This is a genomic window from Microbacterium proteolyticum (genome assembly GCF_029639405.1).
Classification (GTDB): domain Bacteria; phylum Actinomycetota; class Actinomycetes; order Actinomycetales; family Microbacteriaceae; genus Microbacterium.
The window spans coordinates 2,115,846-2,135,905 of record NZ_CP121274.1; the positions used below are offsets into that span (position 1 = coordinate 2,115,846).

General features: G+C 71.7%; 17 protein-coding genes. 11 read left to right on the forward strand and 6 right to left on the reverse strand.

Translation table 11 applies throughout. The annotated features are described in order from the left end of the window. The first annotated feature begins 92 nt into the window (after positions 1 to 92). The 5 genes from P8R59_RS10590 to P8R59_RS10610 all read left to right on the forward strand — a co-directional run bounded on the left by P8R59_RS10590 (position 93) and on the right by P8R59_RS10610 (position 5,661). Positions 93 to 1,793 (forward strand): acyltransferase family protein, encoded by a 1,701-nt coding sequence (locus P8R59_RS10590; protein ID WP_278101031.1) that lies wholly within the window; start codon positions 93 to 95, stop codon positions 1,791 to 1,793. Positions 1,794 to 1,816: 23 nt separating this feature from the next. Next, positions 1,817 to 2,608, forward strand: coding sequence for an ABC transporter permease (locus tag P8R59_RS10595; protein ID WP_278101032.1), 792 nt, complete (start codon positions 1,817 to 1,819; stop codon positions 2,606 to 2,608). After that, entirely contained in the window at positions 2,608 to 3,348 is a 741-nt protein-coding gene (locus tag P8R59_RS10600; protein WP_278101033.1) for an ABC transporter ATP-binding protein, read from the forward strand. The genes P8R59_RS10595 and P8R59_RS10600 overlap by 1 nt, the downstream gene beginning before the upstream one ends. Positions 3,349 to 3,466: 118 nt before the next feature. After that, a complete protein-coding gene (locus P8R59_RS10605; RefSeq protein WP_278101034.1) occupies positions 3,467 to 4,441 on the forward strand; it encodes a glycosyltransferase domain-containing protein in 975 nt (324 codons plus the stop codon). Between the two features lie 95 nt (positions 4,442 to 4,536). Next, a complete protein-coding gene (locus P8R59_RS10610; protein WP_278101035.1) occupies positions 4,537 to 5,661 on the forward strand; it encodes a glycosyltransferase in 1,125 nt (374 codons plus the stop codon). A gap of 39 nt (positions 5,662 to 5,700) precedes the next feature. Here the strand turns inward: P8R59_RS10610 and P8R59_RS10615 are convergent, their stop codons facing one another. The 4 genes from P8R59_RS10615 to P8R59_RS10630 are packed head-to-tail and all read right to left on the reverse strand — an operon-like array spanning position 5,701 to position 11,356. Beyond that, positions 5,701 to 6,666, reverse strand: coding sequence for a glycosyltransferase family 2 protein (locus P8R59_RS10615; protein WP_278103809.1), 966 nt, complete (start codon positions 6,664 to 6,666; stop codon positions 5,701 to 5,703). Positions 6,667 to 6,668: 2 nt separating this feature from the next. Continuing rightward, positions 6,669 to 8,579, reverse strand: coding sequence for a glycosyltransferase (locus P8R59_RS10620; protein WP_278101036.1), 1,911 nt, complete (start codon positions 8,577 to 8,579; stop codon positions 6,669 to 6,671). 48 nt (positions 8,580 to 8,627) lie between these two features. Beyond that, a complete protein-coding gene (locus P8R59_RS10625) occupies positions 8,628 to 9,959 on the reverse strand; it encodes an O-antigen ligase family protein (RefSeq protein ID WP_278101037.1) in 1,332 nt (443 codons plus the stop codon). Then, positions 9,956 to 11,356, reverse strand: coding sequence for an O-antigen ligase family protein (locus tag P8R59_RS10630; RefSeq protein WP_278101038.1), 1,401 nt, complete (start codon positions 11,354 to 11,356; stop codon positions 9,956 to 9,958). Before P8R59_RS10630 ends, P8R59_RS10625 begins: the two co-directional genes overlap by 4 nt. A gap of 63 nt (positions 11,357 to 11,419) precedes the next feature. Here P8R59_RS10630 and manA point away from each other — a divergent pair, with 63 nt between their 5' ends. The 4 genes from manA to P8R59_RS10650 all read left to right on the forward strand — a co-directional run bounded on the left by manA (position 11,420) and on the right by P8R59_RS10650 (position 17,368). Further along, complete coding sequence (manA, locus tag P8R59_RS10635; RefSeq protein WP_278101039.1) at positions 11,420 to 12,580, forward strand: mannose-6-phosphate isomerase, class I; 1,161 nt, start codon at positions 11,420 to 11,422, stop codon at positions 12,578 to 12,580. Positions 12,581 to 12,719: 139 nt separating this feature from the next. After that, entirely contained in the window at positions 12,720 to 13,043 is a 324-nt protein-coding gene (locus P8R59_RS10640) for a WhiB family transcriptional regulator (RefSeq protein ID WP_077050422.1), read from the forward strand. 93 nt (positions 13,044 to 13,136) lie between these two features. Further along, positions 13,137 to 15,974, forward strand: coding sequence for a glycosyltransferase (locus tag P8R59_RS10645; RefSeq protein ID WP_278101040.1), 2,838 nt, complete (start codon positions 13,137 to 13,139; stop codon positions 15,972 to 15,974). Further along, the gene (locus P8R59_RS10650; protein WP_278101041.1) at positions 15,971 to 17,368 is read left to right on the forward strand and encodes a DUF5719 family protein; all 1,398 of its coding nucleotides are present in this window, start codon (positions 15,971 to 15,973) and stop codon (positions 17,366 to 17,368) included. The genes P8R59_RS10645 and P8R59_RS10650 overlap by 4 nt, the downstream gene beginning before the upstream one ends. Before the next feature lie 16 nt (positions 17,369 to 17,384). On the opposite strand, the gene P8R59_RS10655 is transcribed toward P8R59_RS10650, so the two are convergent. Beyond that, entirely contained in the window at positions 17,385 to 17,816 is a 432-nt protein-coding gene (locus tag P8R59_RS10655; RefSeq protein WP_278101042.1) for a hypothetical protein, read from the reverse strand. 118 nt (positions 17,817 to 17,934) lie between these two features. Here P8R59_RS10655 and P8R59_RS10660 point away from each other — a divergent pair, with 118 nt between their 5' ends. After that, entirely contained in the window at positions 17,935 to 18,141 is a 207-nt protein-coding gene (locus tag P8R59_RS10660) for a DUF3499 family protein (RefSeq protein ID WP_022878762.1), read from the forward strand. Positions 18,142 to 18,211: 70 nt separating this feature from the next. Here P8R59_RS10660 and P8R59_RS10665 read toward each other — a convergent pair whose 3' ends face one another. After that, entirely contained in the window at positions 18,212 to 19,045 is an 834-nt protein-coding gene (locus P8R59_RS10665; protein WP_278101043.1) for an RDD family protein, read from the reverse strand. Positions 19,046 to 19,061: 16 nt separating this feature from the next. Between P8R59_RS10665 and P8R59_RS10670 the strand changes: the two genes are divergently transcribed. Further along, the gene (locus P8R59_RS10670) at positions 19,062 to 20,057 is read left to right on the forward strand and encodes a stage II sporulation protein M (RefSeq protein WP_278101044.1); all 996 of its coding nucleotides are present in this window, start codon (positions 19,062 to 19,064) and stop codon (positions 20,055 to 20,057) included. The last annotated feature ends 3 nt before the right edge of the window (positions 20,058 to 20,060 follow it).

Consider the following 20,060-nt stretch of genomic DNA (forward strand, 5'->3'; position numbering starts at 1 on the left):
CTGCTGGGCATCTTCCGCCGACTCCTGCCGGCCGCGGCGATCACCCTCGTCGCCGTGCTCGCGCTCGTGCGCACGGTGTATCCGCCGACGGTGTGTGGAACTCGGTCTGGGAGCAGACGTGGGCGTCCCTGCTGTACGTCCAGAACCGGATCCTGGCCGCGGATGCCGTCGACTACTACGCGCGCACGGAGACGCCCAGCCCGCTGCAGCACTTCTGGTCCCTCTCGGTTCAGGGGCAGGCGTTCCTGCTGTGGGTGGTGATCCTGGCGATCTGCCAGATCCTGGTCCGCCGACGCGGCTGGTCTCCCGACCGTGTCGTGGGCGTCGCGTTCGGCGCGGTCTTCGCGATCTCCTTCGTGTACTCGGTCATCCTCACCGCCGCCGACCAGCGGGCCGCCTACTTCGACACGGGCGCGCGACTGTGGGAGTTCGCCGCCGGCTCGCTCCTGGTCGTCGTCCTGCCCTCCGTCCGTGCGGGGGAGAGGGTGCGCGCCCTGCTCGGGTGGGCGGGCCTGGTGGGGCTTCTCGCGCTCGGCATGCTCGTGGACGTCCAGGGCGGCTTCCCCGGCTTCCTGGCGCTCTGGCCGATCCTCTGCGCCGCCGCCGTGGTCGTCTCCGGCTCGGGGCCGCGCCCGGTCGGACCCGCCCGGCTGCTGGCATCCCGGCCCCTGGGAGCACTCGGGCGCGACGCCTACGCGCTCTACCTCGTGCACTGGCCGATCCTGATCACCCTGCTGGTGGTGACCGGGCGATCGGATGCCGGCCTGGTCGGGGGAGCCTTGGTCATCGCCGCCTCTCTGGTGCTGGCTCGGGGTCTGACGGCCCTGGTGGACGCACCGGTGCGCGCGTGGCGGAGATCCGACCCCTCGCCCCTCGTTCCCGTCGCGGTGCTCGTGGTGGCCACCGCCGTCGTCGTCACCCCGCTCGCCGGGTGGCAGGTGTCCAGCGCCATCCAGGACCGCGAGCTCGAGGCCCGGGCTCTGCTCGACAACCCCGGCGCGGCCGTGCTCCGTGATCCGGCGCTCCCCGAACCTCCCGCGGATGCCGTGCTCCTCCCGCTGCCCACGCAGCTCGAGGACGAGTGGGTGTACCTCGACCAGGACTGCTCGGGGGACCGGGCCGTTGCGGTCGAGATCCTCCAGGGCACGTGCTCCGAGACGCGCGGCACCCCGCGGGCCGACCAGACCATCGTCGTGATCGGCGACTCGCACGCCCAGCAGATGACCGGAGCACTCCTGCCGGTCGCCGCGCAGAACGGCTGGGGCGTCGTGTTCCTCATCAAGGGCGGTTGCTCGATGGGGCTCGAGGAGCCCGGCATGGATCCCTCCTGCCCCGAGTGGCGCGAGGCCGCGATCGCCCACGCCGAGCGTCTGGCGCCGGCGGCGGTGATGACGGTCGTCACCCGTTCCGATCCCGGCGAGGACGACGAGGCGCTGCGCCCCGGCATCGAGGGGTTCCTCCAGCGCATGGCCGATGCCGACCTGGACGTCATCGCCGTGCGGGACAACCCGCGGTTCGCGTTCGACATGTTCGGGTGCGTCGTGGACACCGAGAACCCGCTCGACTGCGCCGTGCCGCGATCGAGTTCCCTCGCCGACGTCAACCCCGCGCGCGAACTCGCCGGCCCGGGGGTGCGCCTCGTCGATCTCACCCCCTGGATCTGCCCCGAGGACTTCTGCCCCGGTGTCGTCGGGAACGTCGCCGTCTACCGCGACGACAACCACCTCTCCCGCACCTACGCCACGACGCTCGCCCCCTCGCTCGCCGAGCAGCTGCCCCCCAGCCTCGGCTGAGGGCGGGCGCATAGGATTCTCCGGTGACCCCCGCCGCCGTCGGCGCCCCCGGATCGGTGCGGCGCTCCCTCCACTCGCTGTGGCTGCTGTCGGCACGCGACCTGCGCGTCCGGTACTCCACGAGCGCGCTGGGATACCTGTGGTCGGTGCTCGATCCGCTGGTGATGAGCGGCATCTACTGGTTCGTCTTCACGCAGGTGTTCCACCGCTCGGTCGGCGAGGAACCGTACATCGTGTTCCTCATCACGGCACTCCTGCCCTGGGTGTGGTTCAACTCGGCCGTGACCGACTTCACGAGAGCGTTCAAGAAGGATGCGCGCCTGGTGCGATCGACGTCGATCCCGCGCACCATCTGGGTCACGCGCATCGTGCTGAGCAAAGGCATCGAGTTCCTCTTCTCGGTCCCCGTGCTGGTGCTCTTCGCGGTCTTCGGGGGCGCGCAGGTGTCCTGGGGCCTGCTGCTGTTCCCCGTCGCCGTCCTCCTGCAGAGCGCGCTGCTGGTCGGCCTCGGGCTCATCGTGGCGCCGCTGTGCGTGATGTTCGGCGACCTCGAGCGCACCACGCGCCTCGTGCTGCGCGCCCTGTTCTACGCCTCGCCGATCATCTACGGGGTCGGCAACCTCCCCGGTGTGTTCGCGGACCTCGCCGCTTTCAACCCGCTCGCCGGCATCATCACGCTCTACCGGGTGGGGTTCTTCCCCGATCAGTGGGACGCGCTCACGGTCCTCGTGGGGGCGGTGCTGAGCGTCGGCATCCTCGTGATCGGCGTCGTGGTGTTCCCGCGGCTCGAGCGTCCGGTCCTGAAGGAGCTGTGATGGAGCGCGCTGCGATCGAGGTGGACGACCTCGGGGTCCGGTTCCGCCGCAACCGCCGCGGCGGACGCTCCCTCAAGGACCTCTTCGGGGGCGCTGCCCGCCGGACACGGCCCGACGAGTTCTGGGCGTTGCGGGGCGTGTCCTTCTCGGTGCGGCCGGGGGAGGCGATCGGGGTCGTCGGACGCAACGGTCAGGGCAAGTCCACGCTCCTCAAGCTCGTCGCGGGCGTGCTGCTGCCCGACGAGGGTCGGGTCGCAGTCGACGGGGGCGTCGCGCCGCTCATCGAGATCACGGGCGGGTTCGTCGGCGACCTCACGGTGCGCGAGAACGTCCGGCTGACGGCGGGATTGCACGGGATGCCGCGCGCCGAGGTCACACGCCGATTCGACGACATGATCGACTTCGCGGAGATCGGCGACTTCGTCGACACCCCGTACAAGCACCTGTCGAACGGCATGAAGGTGCGTCTGGCCTTCTCGGTCGTGTCGCAGCTGGACGAGCCCATCCTCCTCGTGGACGAAGTGCTCGCCGTCGGCGATCGCTCCTTCCGTGAGAAGTGCTACCGCCGGATCGACGAACTCCTCGCCGACGGTCGGACGCTCTTCTTCGTCAGCCACAACGAGAAGGACCTTCGGCGCTTCTGCACCCGCGGGCTCTACCTCGACGGGGGCGCGCTGAAACTCGACGCCCCGATCGCCCAGGTCCTGGATCACTACAACGCCGACTACGCGACGGGTTGAGAGTCCGCCTGCCGACGAGACTCCCCGGGCCTTTCGCATGCGTTTCCTATACGTTTGCTGAATGGAACCCGATCCAGACCGGGCCCCGCGCGGCCTTCATCCCGCTCCTCGGCTCTGCGTGTTCACGGCGATCTTCGGTCGCTACGACGCGCTCCTCGACCAGCCCGTCTCCGCCCGCAGCGATGCTCGATTCATCTGCTTCACCGATGATCCCGACCTCACCAGCGACACCTGGGAGATCCGGGTCGTCGAACCGGCTTTCGCCGCGGATTCCGTCCGCAGTGCACGGCTCCACAAGATCCTCGGGCCGCACGTCGATTTCGAGTTCGACGTGAGCGTCTACATCGACGCCTCGGTCCTGTTGCGGGAGACACCCGAAGTCCTCGTGAGCGAGTGGCTCCCGGAGGGCGCCGACATGGCGTTGCCGCTCCACAGCTACCGTGATCATCTCGTCGACGAGTTCGACGAGGTGATCCGCCTCAACTACGACGACCGGGCGCGAGTCTACGAACAACTCGCCGATTACGCCGAGACGGCGCCGCACGTCCTCTCCGCCCGTCCGCACTGGACGGCGATGCTCATCCGCAGACCGAATGACGCGGTACGTCGCGCGATGCGCGTCTGGGCGGACCACGTCCTGCGATATTCGCGACGCGACCAGCTCTCGATCATGCTGGCGCTGGATGCCGGCGTCGAGTACTCGGGGGTCGAGGTCGACAACTTCGAATCCCGCTTCCACGAATGGCCCGCCATCAGCGGGCGCCGGATCGCGAAGGGGAAGGCGCCGAACCTCCCGATCGGGCCGATGGTGGCAGAGGTGCAGCGGTCGCAGCGGACGATCGCGGAACTCGAAGAGCAGGTTCGAGCGTTGGATCCCGAGCGGGTCGCCGAGCTGCATGCCGAGATCGCGGATCTCCGCGCGCAGATCGAGGACGGCTTCCGGGAGCGGGTGCGCCTCGAGCAACGACTGGATCACAAGACGAGGGAGGCGGTCGTGGCATCCGAGCGTGTTCGTCACCTCGAAGCGCGACGCGGACGCGTGCGCCGCCTCACCGCGGCGATCTCGCGTGCCGCACGCGGGGGAGAGTCGTAAGGACGCGAACGCGCCCCTGCGCGGGCCTTTCGCCGTTCGTTCAGATGCGGTCCCCTACCATGGAGTGTCGATCCACCTGCAGAACGCGAGCATTCATGGACCTTTCCGTCATCGTTCCGACCTTCAATGAGGGTCCGAACGTCGCCGAACTTGTCCGTCGAACGACGGCTGCGGTTCCGGGTCGTTCGGTCGAGATCATCTTCGTGGACGATTCGACCGATGACACCCCGGATGTGATCCGTGCCGTGGCCGGTGAGGCTTCGGTTCCGGTGCGGTTGCTGCACCGCGACGAGCCCGTGGGGGGTCTCGGGGGTGCGGTGGTCGATGGCATCCGGGCCGCGCAGTCCGATTTCTGTGTCGTGATGGATGGTGACCTGCAGCACCCGCCGGAGGTCATCGCCGAGCTCCTCGCCCGTGCCGAGGTCGGCGACGCCGATGTCGTCGTGGCGTCCCGGTACATCGCGGGTGGGACGTCCGAGGGGCTGGCCAACGCGGTGCGCACGCTGGTCTCGCGGGGATCGACGATGCTGACCAAGGCGATGTTCCCGCGGAAGCTGCACAACTGCTCCGACCCGATGACGGGGTTCTTCCTCGTGGATCGTCGCGCGTTGGATGTCGAGGGGCTGCGCCCGCGCGGGTTCAAGATCCTGCTGGAGATCCTCGCCCGTAAGCAGATGCGGGTGGCCGAGGTGCCGTTCTCGTTCGCGGCTCGCTTCGCGGGGGAGTCGAAGGCGTCGTTCAGTCAGGGCCTGCGGTTCCTGACCCAGCTCACGATGCTACGGTTCGGGCGGATGTCCGCGTTCGCGGTCGTCGGCGGGATCGGTGCGGTCGCGAACCTCCTCATCACGTGGGCGCTGACGGGCCTGGGCGTGCAGTACCTGATCGCGTCCGTCATCGCGAGCGTGCTCACCATCGTCGGCAACTTCCTCGCCCTGGAATACCTCGTGTTCGCCGACATGCGCGCCGAGTCCGGGCTGATGCGCCACCGGTTCCTGAAGTCGTTCACCTTCAACGGCATCGAAGCGCTCGTGCGCATCCCGCTGCTGTGGCTGCTGGTCAGCGCCGCGCACCTGCACGTCGTCATCGCCACCGCCCTCACGCTGATCGCGGCGTTCGTGGTCCGGTTCGTGTACCACGCGCTGGTCGTCTACGCCCCCAAGCGCACCCGCCTCGCGCAGATGCCCCTCCCCGAGACCCTCGAAGACGAACTCGCCGCCTGACCCCACCCGCGACCAGGCAACCCCCGGTCGGCCCCGGCGCTACGCGACGGGCTGAGCGGGCGCGAGCGGCGGCATGGGCCGCCACGACGCGTCGCGCGAGATCTTCCGACCTTCGCGCAGCCCACGGAACAGGTGGCTCGTGCCGCGCAGCTTCCGCTCGACGACGACCAGGCGGATGAGCTCCTTCACGAACGTCAACGCGGTACCGGCGGTGAACGGCAGCGGGCGGTAGACGCCGAGTTCGCGGTAGTACTTCGCGAGATATGCCCGATTGCGCATGATGTAGAACCGGTAGGCGTCGCTGGAGGCGTTCATATGCCGGATGCCCATGTCCCACTGCTTGATCTCGCGGGTACGGCGCAGGACGAACTCGTTCACGATGACGGAGTCCGTCACGCGCGAGGCGAGCCACCCGTAGAGCTGGTCGTCCCAATAGATGAAGAACCGGGGATCGGGGAGGCCGATCTTCGCCACGACATCGCGGTGGATGAACATGCCCTCGAAGCATCCGGAGTTCATCGGCTTGAAGCCGGAATCGTCGAAGCTCGCCGGGGCGAAGGGGATCGGGATCGCCATCGACTCGGCCACGCGGTATTGCCAGTAGAACTCGCTGCCGTCGTAGTCGTAGCGGCGTCCCTGGATGCTCTGGAACCGCGGGGCCCAGCGGCCCATGCGCGAAAGACCGTCGGAGACCACTTCCACGTCGTCGTCCATGAGCCAGATCCACTCGGAACCCAGTTCGTACGCCACGCGCATGCCCTCGCTGAAGCCGCCCGAGCCGCCGGTGTTCGTCTCGAGCCGGCGATACACGAGCTCGGTGGGGAGCCGGTCGCGGAACGACTCGACGACCGCGGTGGTGTCATCCGTCGAGGCGTTGTCGACGATGACGAGGTGTCCCGGTGCGGGGGACATCCGCTCGATGCTCTCGAGCAGTCGGGTCAGCAGCGGGGTGCGGTTGTAGGTGACGACGACGATGGTCGCGGACGCCGGATCGAAGGATGCCACGCTCACGCACGCTCCTCGAAGGTCGCGCGCCACTGCGCCTCGGACGCGAGATCGGGCAGCGCGTCACGGTACTGGCGCGACAGGCGCGGCCACTCCCGCTGGAGACGTCGGTGCAGGCGCACGGAGTCCACCAGCATGCGGCGGAACTGCGCGCGGTCGCGCGTGTAGATGTTCTTGCCGGAGCCGTCGGCGGCGCTGACGAGGGCGCTGTCGTACAGCGGGACGCGCCACCAGTGGGCGTCGCCCTTGCCGAACTCCACCTCGGGCTGCGCGACGTTCTCGGGACGCGGGGTGTGGAACCAGTGCGACACGAGGGTGCGCAGCGTGAAGGTGCGCAGGGCCAGGCCCGTGGGGCTGTCGAACTGGTTCTTCTTCAACCGTTTGAAGACCTGGCGTCCGCGGCGCGAGCGCAGCGGGACGCCCGAATCCTTGTGGATGCGCGTCTCGGGGTGCTTCTGGGCGATGAGCCGGGCTTCGGGCATGGCGCGGGCGAGGGTCTCGCGCATGTGGGCGGGGCCGGACAGCACGTCGCGCAGCGCCCGGTGGCGCAGTTCGACGGGGTAGTACTGCATCATCATCAGGTGCTTGAGGTCGACCCGTCGACTGTGGCGGATCAGGCTGCCGCCGAGCGGGGACCGCGAGTGCAGGAGCGCCGCGACGATGCGGTTGCGGGCGTGGAAGTAGGCCTGCCAGTCGATCGAGTCGTCCTTGCCGACCCACGAGACGTGCCACAGGGCGACACCGGGCATGGAGATCGTCGGGTAGCCGGCATCCCGAGCCCGGAGGCAGAACTCGGCGTCGTCCCACTTGATGAACGCCGGGAGCGACAGGCCGATCTCGCGCAGGATGCTGGTCGGGATGAGGCACATCCACCAGCCGTTGTAGTCGGCGTCCAGGCGCATGTGGAGCGTCGGCGACTGCCGCAGGTTCGCGACGCTGAAGTCGTGGGGCAGGCGCTCCTGGAACAGGGCGCGCCACATGAACGGCTCGTCGTCGACGACCTCGGCCCACGCGTGGAGCTTGGGGCGGTCGAGCAGGTCGAACATGTGCGCGCCAACGATCGTGGGGACCGACGCGTAGCGACCGAACACGACCGAGCGGCGGATCGACTCGGGCTCGATGCGCACGTCGTCGTCGAGGAGCTGGACGAAATCGCTCTCGGGGCGTGCGAGGGTCTCGACCATCGCGCGGGCGAATCCGCCGGACCCGCCGAGGTTGGGCTGCCGCACGATCTGCAGGGTCTCGCCCAGCCGCTCCGCGACCTCGGGATACGCGGCCTGGTCGGTGACGAGGTCGGTGCCCTGGTCGATCAGGAAGACGCGATCGACCACGTCGAGGACGTCCGGCGCGTCGGCGAGGGCCGCGAGCGTCGTGACGCAGTAGTCGGGCTTGTTGTACGTGGTGATCCCGATGCTGGCCTTGCCCGCGCGGACGGGCTCCTGCTCGGTGGTCCACTCCGCGCCCTCGAACATCGCGTCCGTGCGGTCGGCTGCCACGTCGAACCAGATCCACCCGCCGTCGCTGTACTGGTCGAGCACGAGATCGAACGACGTCGCAGCCTCGCCGCGGACCTCGCGGGTCTCGATCCGCTGCTTCGTGCCCGCTCCGTTGGAGCGGTACACCAGGATCGTGGCATCCCCCGACGTGCGAACGGTCAGGCGTACATCGCGCACGGCCGTCCAGTGCTGCCAGTACGACGCGGGGAAGGCGTTGAAGTAGGTGCCGAACGAGACGCGTCGGCCCGCGACGATGCGGGCGCGGTGGCGGTCGAGCACGTTGCTCAGCTGCGCGACGTTGGTGACCCGGACCGGCTCCTCGTCGATGGTCGACCACGTCTCGGGGTCGACGTACAGGGGGAGGAGATCGGGATCGCGGTCGAGCGGAAGCACCGCGTTCTGCAGGGTGTACGTCACGAAGGGATCTTTCGTCGGAGGCGCAGGCCGTCGCGGCCAGCCCGCAGTCTACCCGGCGCTCTCCCGGCCCCCCTGAGTGCGGGCCGGGCCGTCCGGGGGTTCGGGGACGCGCTCCAGACGCTCGCGCCACGAGCGCGACTGACCGGCGCGGACGGCGCACAGGACGAGCAGCAGCAGCCCCGCGCCCGAGAGCACCGAGCTCTCGAACACGGACACCGTCAGCAGGACCACGAGGGTCAGCGGTGCCCACGTGTGGACCACCGAGCGCCGCTCGCCGGCGACGAGCCAGCTCCGCGCGAGAGCGAGGGCGCACAGGACGAGGAAGACGAGGAGGCCGACCCACCCCAGCTGCAGGAGGACGTCGAGGAAGGCGTTCAATGCCGAAGCGTGCTGCTGGCCGAGGGTGAAGTTGAGGGTGCTGAAGGGAGCGTCGGCGGGGTCCCACGGGCCGAACCAGCCGAAACCCACCACGGGCCGATCGTCGGAGAGGCGGAGGATCTCGCCCCACAGGTCGGTGCGCAGGGACAGATCGGCGCGGCCGTTCAGCGCGGAGGCGATCGCGAAGCGCTGCGCCCAGGCGAGGGCGGACAGGACGACGAGTGCGAGTCCGAGGCCGATCTGCACCGCCCGGCGCCGGCGCGCGGGGAGCGCGCGGACGGACGTGAGGGCCGCGGCGGCGAGCGCCGTCGCCGCAGCGACGACGATGACGGTCGGTGAGCCGCTCAACACGGCCAGCAGCGCCGCGAGGATCACCGAGGACACCGCCGTCGCGGGGCGGACCGAACGCGTGCGCCACTCCACCAGGAAGGTCAGCAGCGCCACGACGGTCACGACGCCCAGATCGTTGCGGCTGCCGAAGAGCCCCTGCACGGGGCCGAGCTCGGCGATGTCGCCCTGGATGCCGAGGAACGGGATGGGGGTGTCCCACAGGATGCCGCTGAGCACCTCGAGCACCAGGGAGGCCGCGAGCAGCCAGCGCAGCACGTCGCCCAGCGCCCGCACGCTCTGGTGCGCGTCGCGCACGTGCCCCACGACGACGCCGAGGAACGAGACGCCCAGGAGCGCTGCCCAGCCGGCGATGCTGCGGAGCGCGTCGGTGCTCCACAGGACGCTCGCGCCGGCCCAGAGGACGAGGAGCACGAGCGTGGTCGGTGCCAGATGGAGCACCTCGATCTCGCGGCGTCGGGTGACGAGCATCGCGCCGCCCAGCAGACAGAGGGCCGCGAGGATCGTCGCGTACGTGACGTCGCCCGCGGCGCCGCGGATCGCCGGGGCGCCGAACGTCGCGGCGAACACCGTGAGGGTGAACGCCCGTGCGAGCTCCGCCGAGGCCAGGAGGGTCCGGGGGTCCGGACGCATCGCGGGCCGTGCGTCGCTCACGTCCCCGATCTCTGGGGTTCGCCGCGTTCGATCGCGATGCTCTGCTCGGCAGGTCCGACGCCCAGCAGGGGCGACTGCTTGATCTTCGACCCGAAGAGCACCACCAGCATCCAGCCCCACAACAGCAGCGGGGTCGACTCAGTGAGGCCCTGGACGACCAGGAGGGCGCCGACGAGCGTCGGGAGCAGGGTGAGGGGGGAGTAGGGCCGGTCGGCGCGCAGATCCCAGCGGGGGCGGTCGATCGCGAAGAACCACGATCTCCACACATAGGCGAGGAACACCAGAGCCAGGAGCACGACGCCGACCCCGCCCAGTTGGAAGTACGCGTCGAGCCACATGCTGTGCGCCTGGACCACGGTCTGCCCGTGATCCACGATCCACCCGTCGATGAGCGGTTCGGACGAGATCCAGGGCGTGGAGAACCCCCACCCGATGAACGGATGCTGATCGGCCCGCGCCAGCACGTCGGCCCAGATCCCTTCACGCCCGGTGAGATCGGCATCCCGCCCGAGCGCGCCGAACACGCTGTCGCGACCGAACCACAGAGCCGCCCCGCCGCCGACGCCCACGAGCGCGTAGAGCACGTACCACCGCGTGCGCTCGCCGGGGCGGCGTGCCGTGCGCATGACCAGGACCGTCGCGAGCACCAGCACGACGAACGCCGCGGCGACGACGGTCGTGGCGGAGCCGGCCCGGACGAGCAGGAATGCGGCGATCGCGATCCAGCCCCACAGCAGCGACCGGCGGGGGGCCCGCGCGGCGTAGCGGATGGCGAAGACGATGATCGCGAGGAGCATCGCCGCGCCCAGCAGGTTGGCGTTGCCGAAGATGCCCTGGATGCGACCGCCGTCGAAGAGGTTGTCGCGCGACCAGTAGACGATGGGGTCCATCCGGCCTTCGGGCCGCACGAAACCGGGCAGCATCGGGCCCTGGACGAAGATCGACACGGCCAGCTCGAACAGCAGCGAGAGCCCCACGACCCACTTGGCGGCCGAGGCCACCGCCCCCACCACATCGCGCCAGGTCAGGACGGCGCCGACGAAGAGGCCCTGGAACGTGGTGACGGCGAGCAGCAGCCAGGTGAGCACGGATGCCGCCGGCCACGCGCTCCACAGGATCGAGAGCCCGGCCCACGCGACGTACCCGAACGCGAGGAACGGCAGGCGCCGCACGGCGACCGGGGGACGGACGACGCCCCAGACGACAGCCGACACCAGCGCCGACGCGACCACGACGACGCCCGCCACGGTCGGGCCGACGGCGTTGATCACGCCGACTCCGCCGAGGGCGAGGAAGAGCACGAAGACGCACCAGGCGCGGAGGAGGAGGTGCCCGGTGGTCTCGCGCGGCGGAGCCGTCGGCAGGGCCGAGACCGGGTGACTGGTGTACATCGCCATGGTGCCCTCAGGCTACCGTCCGCGGATACGGGCGCCCAGGGTGCCGACGCTAGGCTGACGCCCGTGCTGATCGAGATCTCGAACACCCCCCGCGACTACGCCTGGGGCAGCTCCACGCTCATCGCCGGCCTCGAGGGGCGGGCGCCGTCCGGCTCCCCGGAGGCCGAAGTGTGGTTCGGCGACCACCCCGGGTCGCCGGCGCTCGTGCACGACGGCTCCGATCGGACCCTCGATGCGTGGCTGGGCGCCCACGCGGGCGCCGCGGGCGTGCCGGCGCGGCTGCCGTATCTGCTGAAGCTCCTGGCGGCGGGGGCGCCGCTGTCGATCCAGGTGCACCCGTCGAAGGACCAGGCCGTCGAGGGCTTCGCCCGCGAAGAGGCAGCGGGCGTGCCGCGCGATGCGGGTCACCGCAACTACAAGGACGACAACCACAAGCCCGAGGTCATCGTCGCCCTGAGCGACACGTTCACCGCGCTCGCGGGGCTGCGCGACATCGACGCGACGCGACGTCTGGTCGCCGCGCTCGGGACGGGCGACGGTGTGCGGACCCTCGGCGGGTTGTTGGATGCCGACGACCCGGCCGCCGCCCTCCGCGCGGCGATCGCGTGGGCGCTCGGTGAGGCCGACGCCGCGGCGATCGAGCAGATCGTCTCGGCCGCGGCTTCCGTGGAGTCCGGGGAGTTCGCGGGGGAGCTCCGCCTCGTCCGTGAGCTGGATGCCGCCTACCCCGGGGACCCGGGCATCGTCGTCGCCCTGCTGATGAACCTCGTCGAGCTGCGCCGCGGCGAGGCGATCTTCGTCCCCGCGGGAGTGCTGCACGCGTACGTCGCCGGCCTCGGTGTGGAGATCATGGCCGCCAGCGACAACGTGCTGCGCGGGGGGCTGACGCCCAAGCACATCGACGTGCCGGAGCTCCTCGGGCTCGTCGACTTCCGTCCCGCCGCTCCCCCCGTGCTCGCTCCCCGCCCCGGCGAGGCGGGCACGGAGCTCTTCGCCCCCGGCATCCCCGATTTCGCCCTCGCCCACGTGCCCGGCGACACGTCGGGCACGGTGTCCCTCGCGGGCGTCTCGATCGCCCTCGCGGTGGGGGGAGAGGCCGTCGTCACCGGTGCCTCCGGGGCGAGCGTGACTCTGAGCCCGGGACACGCTGCGGTGATCACGCCCGACGAGTCGCCCCTGTCGGTCGAGAACGGCGAGGTCTTCGTCGCGATGCCCGGGGAGTGACGCGACACGCCGACGGAGCGTCGTGAAGGTTCACCTCGCCGTTGAGGGTTTACGATCCGCGACTTGACCAATCCGAATGACACGGGTGTAATTACTGGTACGCGCCAGCGTCAGGGGATCGAACGAGGGGGAGGGCGAGATGGCGACATCGCAGTACCGGTCCGGTGTCCCGGACAACTGGTTCGTCGATCCGGTCGACCTGGGGGTCCCGGGTGTCCGACGCGACATCGACTCCGTCGAAGAGAACACCCTCGCCTGGCAGACCGACGCTCTGTGCTCCCAGACGGACCCCGAGGCCTTCTTCCCGGAGAAGGGCGGCTCGACCCGCGACGCCAAGCGCATCTGCACCTCGTGCGACGTGAAGTCCGAGTGCCTCGAGTACGCCCTGCAGAACGACGAGCGCTTCGGAATCTGGGGCGGTCTCAGCGAGCGCGAGCGCCGCAAGCTCAAGCGTCGCGCCTGACCTCCGGCATCCGCGGTCCGCTTCCTGAGGGATCCGCTGCGAATCGGCGCGGCGTCCGCGAACGCGGAGCGCCCCGCCTAGGCTGACCACGCCATGCCCGCCCGTGTACACGCCGTCCTCGTGGTCCGCCCCGAGGGCCGCATCCCCGCCGCCCCCCACCTCACGCGCACCCTCGAAGCGTTGGCTGCTCAGACGCGCCCCGTGGACGCGCTCACGATCGTGCTGTGCGGGAACGACCCCGCACTGACGCGCATCGCCGCGGCATCCGGTGCCGAGGGCGTCATCACGGCCTCCGCCGGCACGACCTTCGCCGCGGCCACGGCCCTGGCGACCCCCCGGCTGACCGGAGACGCGGTCTGGCTCCTCGCGCAGGACACCGCTCCCGATCCCGACGCCCTCCTGCGTCTCGCCGGCGCGCTCGAACTCTCGTCCTCGCTCGCCGTGGCGGCCCCCAAGCTCGTCGCGTGGGACGACCCGGCCGAGATCGTCTCGCTCGGCGTCAGCATGACCCGGTACGGCCGCACCGTCGAGCTCGCCGCCGGCGAACTGGACCAGGGTCAGCGAGACGGGGACGCGGACGTGCTGGGCGCCGACGTCCGCGGCATGCTCGTCCACCGGGACTCCTGGCGGGCGCTCGGCGGCCTCGACCCGGCGCTCGGGGGTGCCGACGAGGGGCTCGACCTCGCCGTCCGCGCCCGCCTCGCCGCCGACCGCGTGTCGCTCGTCCCCGCGGCCCGCGTCGCCGTCGCCGGCGACGGCGTGGCCGCCATGGCCCGCGGGCGCAAGCGCGCACGGCGCCGCGCTTTCGCCGAGCGCACCGCGCAGCTGCATCGCCGTCTGGCGTACGCGCCGGCCGCCGCGGTCGTCCTGCACTGGCTCTCGTTCCTGCCGCTGGCGCTGTGGCGCACCATCGTCCACCTCGTGGGGAAGGTCCCGCACAAGGTCGCCCCCGAGTGGGGCGCGACCCTCCTGGTGATGGCGCGGATGGCGGCGGTCGCCCGTGCGCGGCGCCGCATCCGGGCGGTCCGCTCGGTGGGATGGTCCCGCATCGCGCCGCTGCGCGTCTCCCGATCGGAGATGCGGCTGCGGTGGGAGGGCGACGCGGCCGAGAGCGACGCCCCGGTCCGGTCGGAGTTGCGCTTCTTCGTCGGCGGCGGGGCCTGGGCGGTCCTCGGTGCGCTGGCGGTCTCGGCGCTGCTGTTCGCGCCGCTGCTCGCGTGGCCGGTGCTCGGAGGCGGTGGCCTCGCGCCCCTGCGGGCGACCGTCGCGGGCCTGTGGCAGGACGCCGCGTGGGGCGCCCGTCCCCTCGGTCTCGACGTCGTGGGACCCGCCGACCCGTTCTCGGCCCTGATCGCCCTCATCGGCTCGCTGTCTCCGGCCGAACCGTCCCGCGCGCTCGTCGTGCTGTGGATCCTGGCGCTGCCGCTCGCGGTGCTGGGCGGGTGGTTCGCGGCGACGCGCGTGACCGAGTCCTCCCTGCTGCGCATCACCGCGGCGCTCGCCTGGGCGCTGGCGCCCACTTTCCTCGCCGCCCTCGTCGAGGGGCGTCCCGCGCCGCTCCTCCTGCATCTGCTGCTGCCCTGGCTCTTCTTCGCTGCGAGCGTCGCGCACCGGTCATGGGCGCCCGCCGGGGCGGCATCCATCCTCCTCGTCGCCGTCCTCGCGTGCGCCCCGTCCCTCGCCCCGGCGGTCGTGGTGCTGTGGTCGGCCGCGCTCGTCGTGGTGGCACTGGTCGCGCCGCGGGGGATCGCCCGGGTCGTGTGGCTCCTGGTTCCCTCGATCGTGGTGTTCGCACCGCTTGTCTGGACGCAGGTGAGACTCGGCAATCCGTGGGGACTCCTGGCCGACCCGGGCGTCCCGTTCGCGGGGGACGAAGCCACCGCCGACCCGCTCGGTCGCGCCCTCCTCGCGGCCGGCTTCCCCACGTCCGACCCCGGGGGATGGGCGGCGCTCACCGGGGGACCGGTGTGGTGGATCGCCCTGCTCGCTGCGCCGCTCGCGGTCCTGGCGCTGCTCGCCGTCCTCACGCCGCGATGGCTCACCGCGACCGGGCTGCTCCTCATCGCCGCGACGGGCCTGGCCACGGCGTTCGCGGCCGTCGGCGTCGCCGTCTCGTTCGACCATGCGACACCCGTGCCCCTCTGGCCCGGGGCCGGGCTGAGCCTGGCGTGGCTCGGTGTGGTCGGGGCGGCCGTCACCGCGCTGGACTCCGGGATCGTCGAGCGCGTCCGCGTGCTGCGCCCGATCGCCGCCGTGCTGACCCTCGCGGCCCTCGCGGTCGCCGTGGCCCCCTCGCTCACCGCGACGACGTCCGACCCCTCGCGCGCCGAGCTCACCAACGGCCCCGTGTCGACCCTTCCCGCCTTCGTCGCCGCGGAGGGGCGGGGCTCGACCTCCGTCGGGACGATCGTGCTCGACCCCCGCGCGGACGGCCTCCGCGTCGACGTCGTGTGGGGCGGGAGTGCGACGCTCGGCGGACAGAGCACCCTCGATGCCACGCGAACACAGGCGCGACCCGCCGACCAGGAGCTGGCAGCCCTCGCCGCCGACCTCGTCACGCCGTCGTCGGAGGATGCCGTGGCCGCCCTCGCGGCGCGCGGCATCGGCTTCGTCCTGCTGGAGCCCGGCCCCGGAGGAGAGGACGACGTGATCCGCGGAGCCCGACTGACGGCGGCGACGTCGCTCGACCAGCGCGACTCGCTCGACGCCGTGGGGGCCACCGCCCGCGGCGACCTGTGGCGCGTCACGTCCGGCGTCGAGCCCCGCGCGGCGCTGGACGCCAACCAGACCCGCCTGCAGCAACTCGTGGCGGCCGCATGGATCGCGGTGCTCGTCATCGCGCTGCTCCTGGCCGTCCCGACGGCCGCGTCGCGACGCGTCGCCCGGCGCACCCCGCGCACCGTCGGCTTCGTCCGGGGAGGTAACCGATGAGCGATCGTCGTCTGGTCCGCGTGGCCACCACCGGCGCCCGCGTCCTCGTGGGGGGTGCCGTGGCCGCGGCGGTCGTCGTCGGCGCCGTCGCCGGGATCGCCGCCCCGTGGCCGAGTCTCGTCGCCGAGCCGGTCCGCGTGGAGGTCACGCCCGCGCCCTCCGACACCGTGCTCGCGTGCGACGGGCCGGTCTTCGCGCTCGGCCGCACCGCCGAATCGGCCGGCGCGCTGAGCGTCGCCGCCCCCCAGACCACCGTTTCCGGTCCGGACTCCACCGAGGCGGAGACGTCGACGCTCTCCGGCGCGACCACCGACGGATCGGGGGATGCCACGGTGTTCCGCGCGCAACCGGCCGACCGCACCGCCGCCCCGTACGCCGCCGCCGGGTCGGCGACCGCCGCGTCGCCCGACCTGATCGGCTTCAGCGCCTCGGCCTGCCGACCGCCGCTCGCCGAGTCCTGGCTCGTGGCCGGCGCGAGCACGACCGGCGCGAACGACCTCGTGGTCCTCGGCAACCCGGGCGACGTCGCCGCGACCGTGCAGTTGTCGGTGTACGGCGCACAGGGCGTGGTCACGCCCGCCTCGGGCACCGGCATCGTCGTCCCCGCCGGCGGCCAGCGCGTCATCCCCCTCGCCGGACTGCTCCTGGGCGAAGAGAGCCCGGTGGTCCGCGTGGTCGCCACGGGTGCTCCCGTGCGGGCGTCGCTGCAGGCGAGCCTCACGCGCGTGCTCCTGCCCGGCGGGAGCGACCAGGCCGCGCCGCTCGCGCAAGCGTCGACGTCGCTCGTGATCCCCGGCATCCAGGTCGTCACCGGATCGGGCGGGGATGCCGGTACGGTCCTCCGTCTGCTCGCGCCCGGGACGACCGCGTCCGCGACCGTGACCATCACCGCGGTGGGGAGCGGCACGCCCGCGGAGGATCCGCGGACCCTGGAGCTTCCCGCCGGAACCCCCACGTCCCTCGACCTTTCGAACCTGACGCCCGGGGCCTACACCGTCTCGATCGCCGCCACCCAACCCGTCGTCGGGGGCGCGTGGTCGACGACCGGATTCGGCGAGGGCGCGGACTTCGCCTGGTATTCACCCGCGCCGACCTTCGCGGCATCCGGTCTCGTGGCGGTCGCGCCCGGATCGGGGGCGACCCTCGTGGTGGCGGCGGATGCCGACGGAGAACCCGCCGCGGTGACGCTGACGCCGCAGGCCGGCGGCGACCCGGTGACCGTGTCGGTGCCGGCGGGCGGGTCCGCGGCCGTCCCGGTCGACGCGGGTGTCTACGAGCTGAGCCCGGACCGCCCCGTCACCGCCGCGGTCTCCTACTCGGCGCCGGGCGCGCTCGCCGGCTACCCGCTGTGGCCGGCCGATGCCGCCGCGGGAGCGATCACGGTCCTGCCCTGAGTCGCGCGACCGGGGCTCAGAGGAACCGGAAGCGCTCGGGGCCGAGATCCCACGGATCGCGGTCGAGATACTCGGCGGCCGCGCGGAACACGGCCCCTTCGATCATCATGCGGCGGTGCAGGTCGTCGTCGACGTGAGGGTGTCCGAGACGTTCGATGGGCACGCGGTAGAGGATGATGCGCTTCTGCTCCCGCAGCACCTGCCACCGGGGGATCGCGCCGGTGGCCGCGGGCGGCATGATGCCGATCTCGAACGACACGTCGCGCAGATCGCTCCAGGCCGAGCGCAGGAACTCCGCAGCGGTGCTCACCGCGATGTCGAAGCGCTCGATGCGCGTGTCCAGCGGCGGGAGCGGCGGTCGGACCACGGGACTGCGGTTCTCTCGGCCGTGACGGCCGTGGCGCGAGGGGCGCGCGACCGGACGGGCCTCACGGGTTCGACGACGCATGCGCCCATCCTACGTTCGGCCCGCGTGCCGGGTCTGCCGTGGTATCCCCTCGTCGCACCCTGCGCCGCGCGGCGCGGCGTCGCCGGCCGGCGCCGGCATCGGCCTAGGCTGACCCGCGATGCGCGACAGACTCTGCTCGAAGGTGGGATGCGCCCGCGAGGCGATGAGCACCCTCACCTACGACTACGGCGACCAGATGGCCGCCCTCGGACCCCTCGGCCGTGCGGGCGACCCGCACGCCCACGATCTGTGCGCGCTGCACGCCGACCGCCTGTCGGTTCCGCGCGGGTGGGTCGTCGTGCGCCACGAGACGCTGCGCGCCTGACTCGGCCGAGAAGCGCGAGTCGCCACGATCTGTCGCCTGATCCCGGAGCGAGGCGACACATCCCGGCGACTCACGCGCGTTCGGTGAGGGAGGCCGCGCGCTCGTTCTCGAGCATCAACGCGCGGTACTCGCGCTCGCGACGCACCGCCGCAGCCGCGCGCACCAGGGTCTCGGGGTCGACGGCCGGGATCGGCGCCACGTAGGGCGCCACCGCCTCCGCGAGTCCCGCGGCCACGCGCGCCCGCGCGCCCGGCTCCAGGGCGTCGGCGCCGCGGACGAACTGCGCCATGCGCGCTGCAAGACGATCGGGCAGGCGCGAGACGTCGGCGACCGCGGCCCAGTCCTCCATCCCCGGTGGGACGCCGGGTGCCGCCGCGGGGAGCGGACGGGTGCGGGTCCGCTCGGACGCGGTCCCGGCCAGCAGGTCGCCCAGGCGCTGGGCGCGCGGAGTGAACATGCCGACGATCGCGGCGATCCCGCCGAGCGTGAACCACAGTTCGAGCACGCCCACCAACGCGCGGATGAAGGCATGCCGGAAACCGGCCGCACCGCCGTCGACGCGCACGATGCGTCCACCGACCGCCCACCGGCCGAGGCTCCGCCCCCGCGAAAGCGTCTCGACGGCCGTCGGGATCACGACCATGACGACGACGAGGAGCGTGATCAGGCCGATGCGGAAGGCGCTGTCGGGAATGGTGCCGCCGGCGACGAGCACGGACAGGAACACCGACCCCGCGATCAGCAGGATGATCCCCGCGACCATGTCGATGAGGCATCCGACCGCCCGCAGGAAGAAACCGAGCGGCTGGACGTCCAACGCGACGGCTTCTCCGGTCAGCGTCTCGTCCGCGTCGATGTGCGCGCGCGAGACCCCGGGGGAGGAGGGGGTCGCGGGGGAGGCCATGCGTACAGTTGACCACATGGACCTCGACGCCCTCACGGCCGCGCGACGGGAGGAGTGGGCTCGGCTCGACGAACTGGGTCGCACGCGGCGACTGACGGGCCCGGAGGTGGACGAGCTCGTCACCCGCTATCGTGCGGCATCGGCGGACCTCGCCGACATCAAGACGTCCGCGGGTCGCACGCCGCAGGGCGACTACGTCTCGATCCTGCTCGCCCGCACCCGGCTGCGGCTCACCGGTGTCCGCGAGAACGTGCTGCGACAGGCGCCGCGGTTCTTCCTCCTGCAGCTCCCCGCGGCGCTGTACCGCGTCCGGTGGACGACGCTCGCCGTCGCGGTGGCCTTCGTGGTGGTGGCGACGCTGATCGGGTTGTGGATCTCGTCCGATCCCCGCGCGGTCGCCGCCCTCGGCGCGCGCAGCGAGCTGCAGAACTACGCCGACGAACAGTTCGTGCAGTACTACCGCGAGAATCCGAACGCGATCTTCGCCGGCACGGTGTGGACGAACAACGCGTGGATCGCGGCGCAGTGCGTGCTGTTCGGGGTGACCGGGTTCTGGCCGTTGATGGTGCTGATGCAGAACGCCGTCGGGGTGGGGTCGTCGGCGGCCGTCATGATCGCCTTCGACCGGGCGGACGTGTTCTTCCAGTTCATCCTCCCGCACGGTCTGCTCGAGCTGACGGCGATCTTCGTCGCCGGCGCGGCGGGTCTCCACATCTTCTGGGCCTGGGTCGCCCCGGGTCGCCGGACGCGATCCGCGGCGCTCGCCGCGGGTGGCCGGTCGTTGGCGACCGTGGCGGTGGGGCTCGTGTTCGCGCTCGGACTCTCGGGGCTGGTCGAGGGGTTCGTGACGCCGTCCACGCTGCCGTGGCAGGTGAAGATCGCGATCGGTGCCGCCGCGCTCGGCGTGTTCCTCGCCTACATGCTCGTGCTCGGGCGCCGGGCTCACCGTGCGGGCGAGACGGGCGACGTCACCGAGTACGAGGCCGGCACACCGACGCTGACGTCGGGCTGAGGC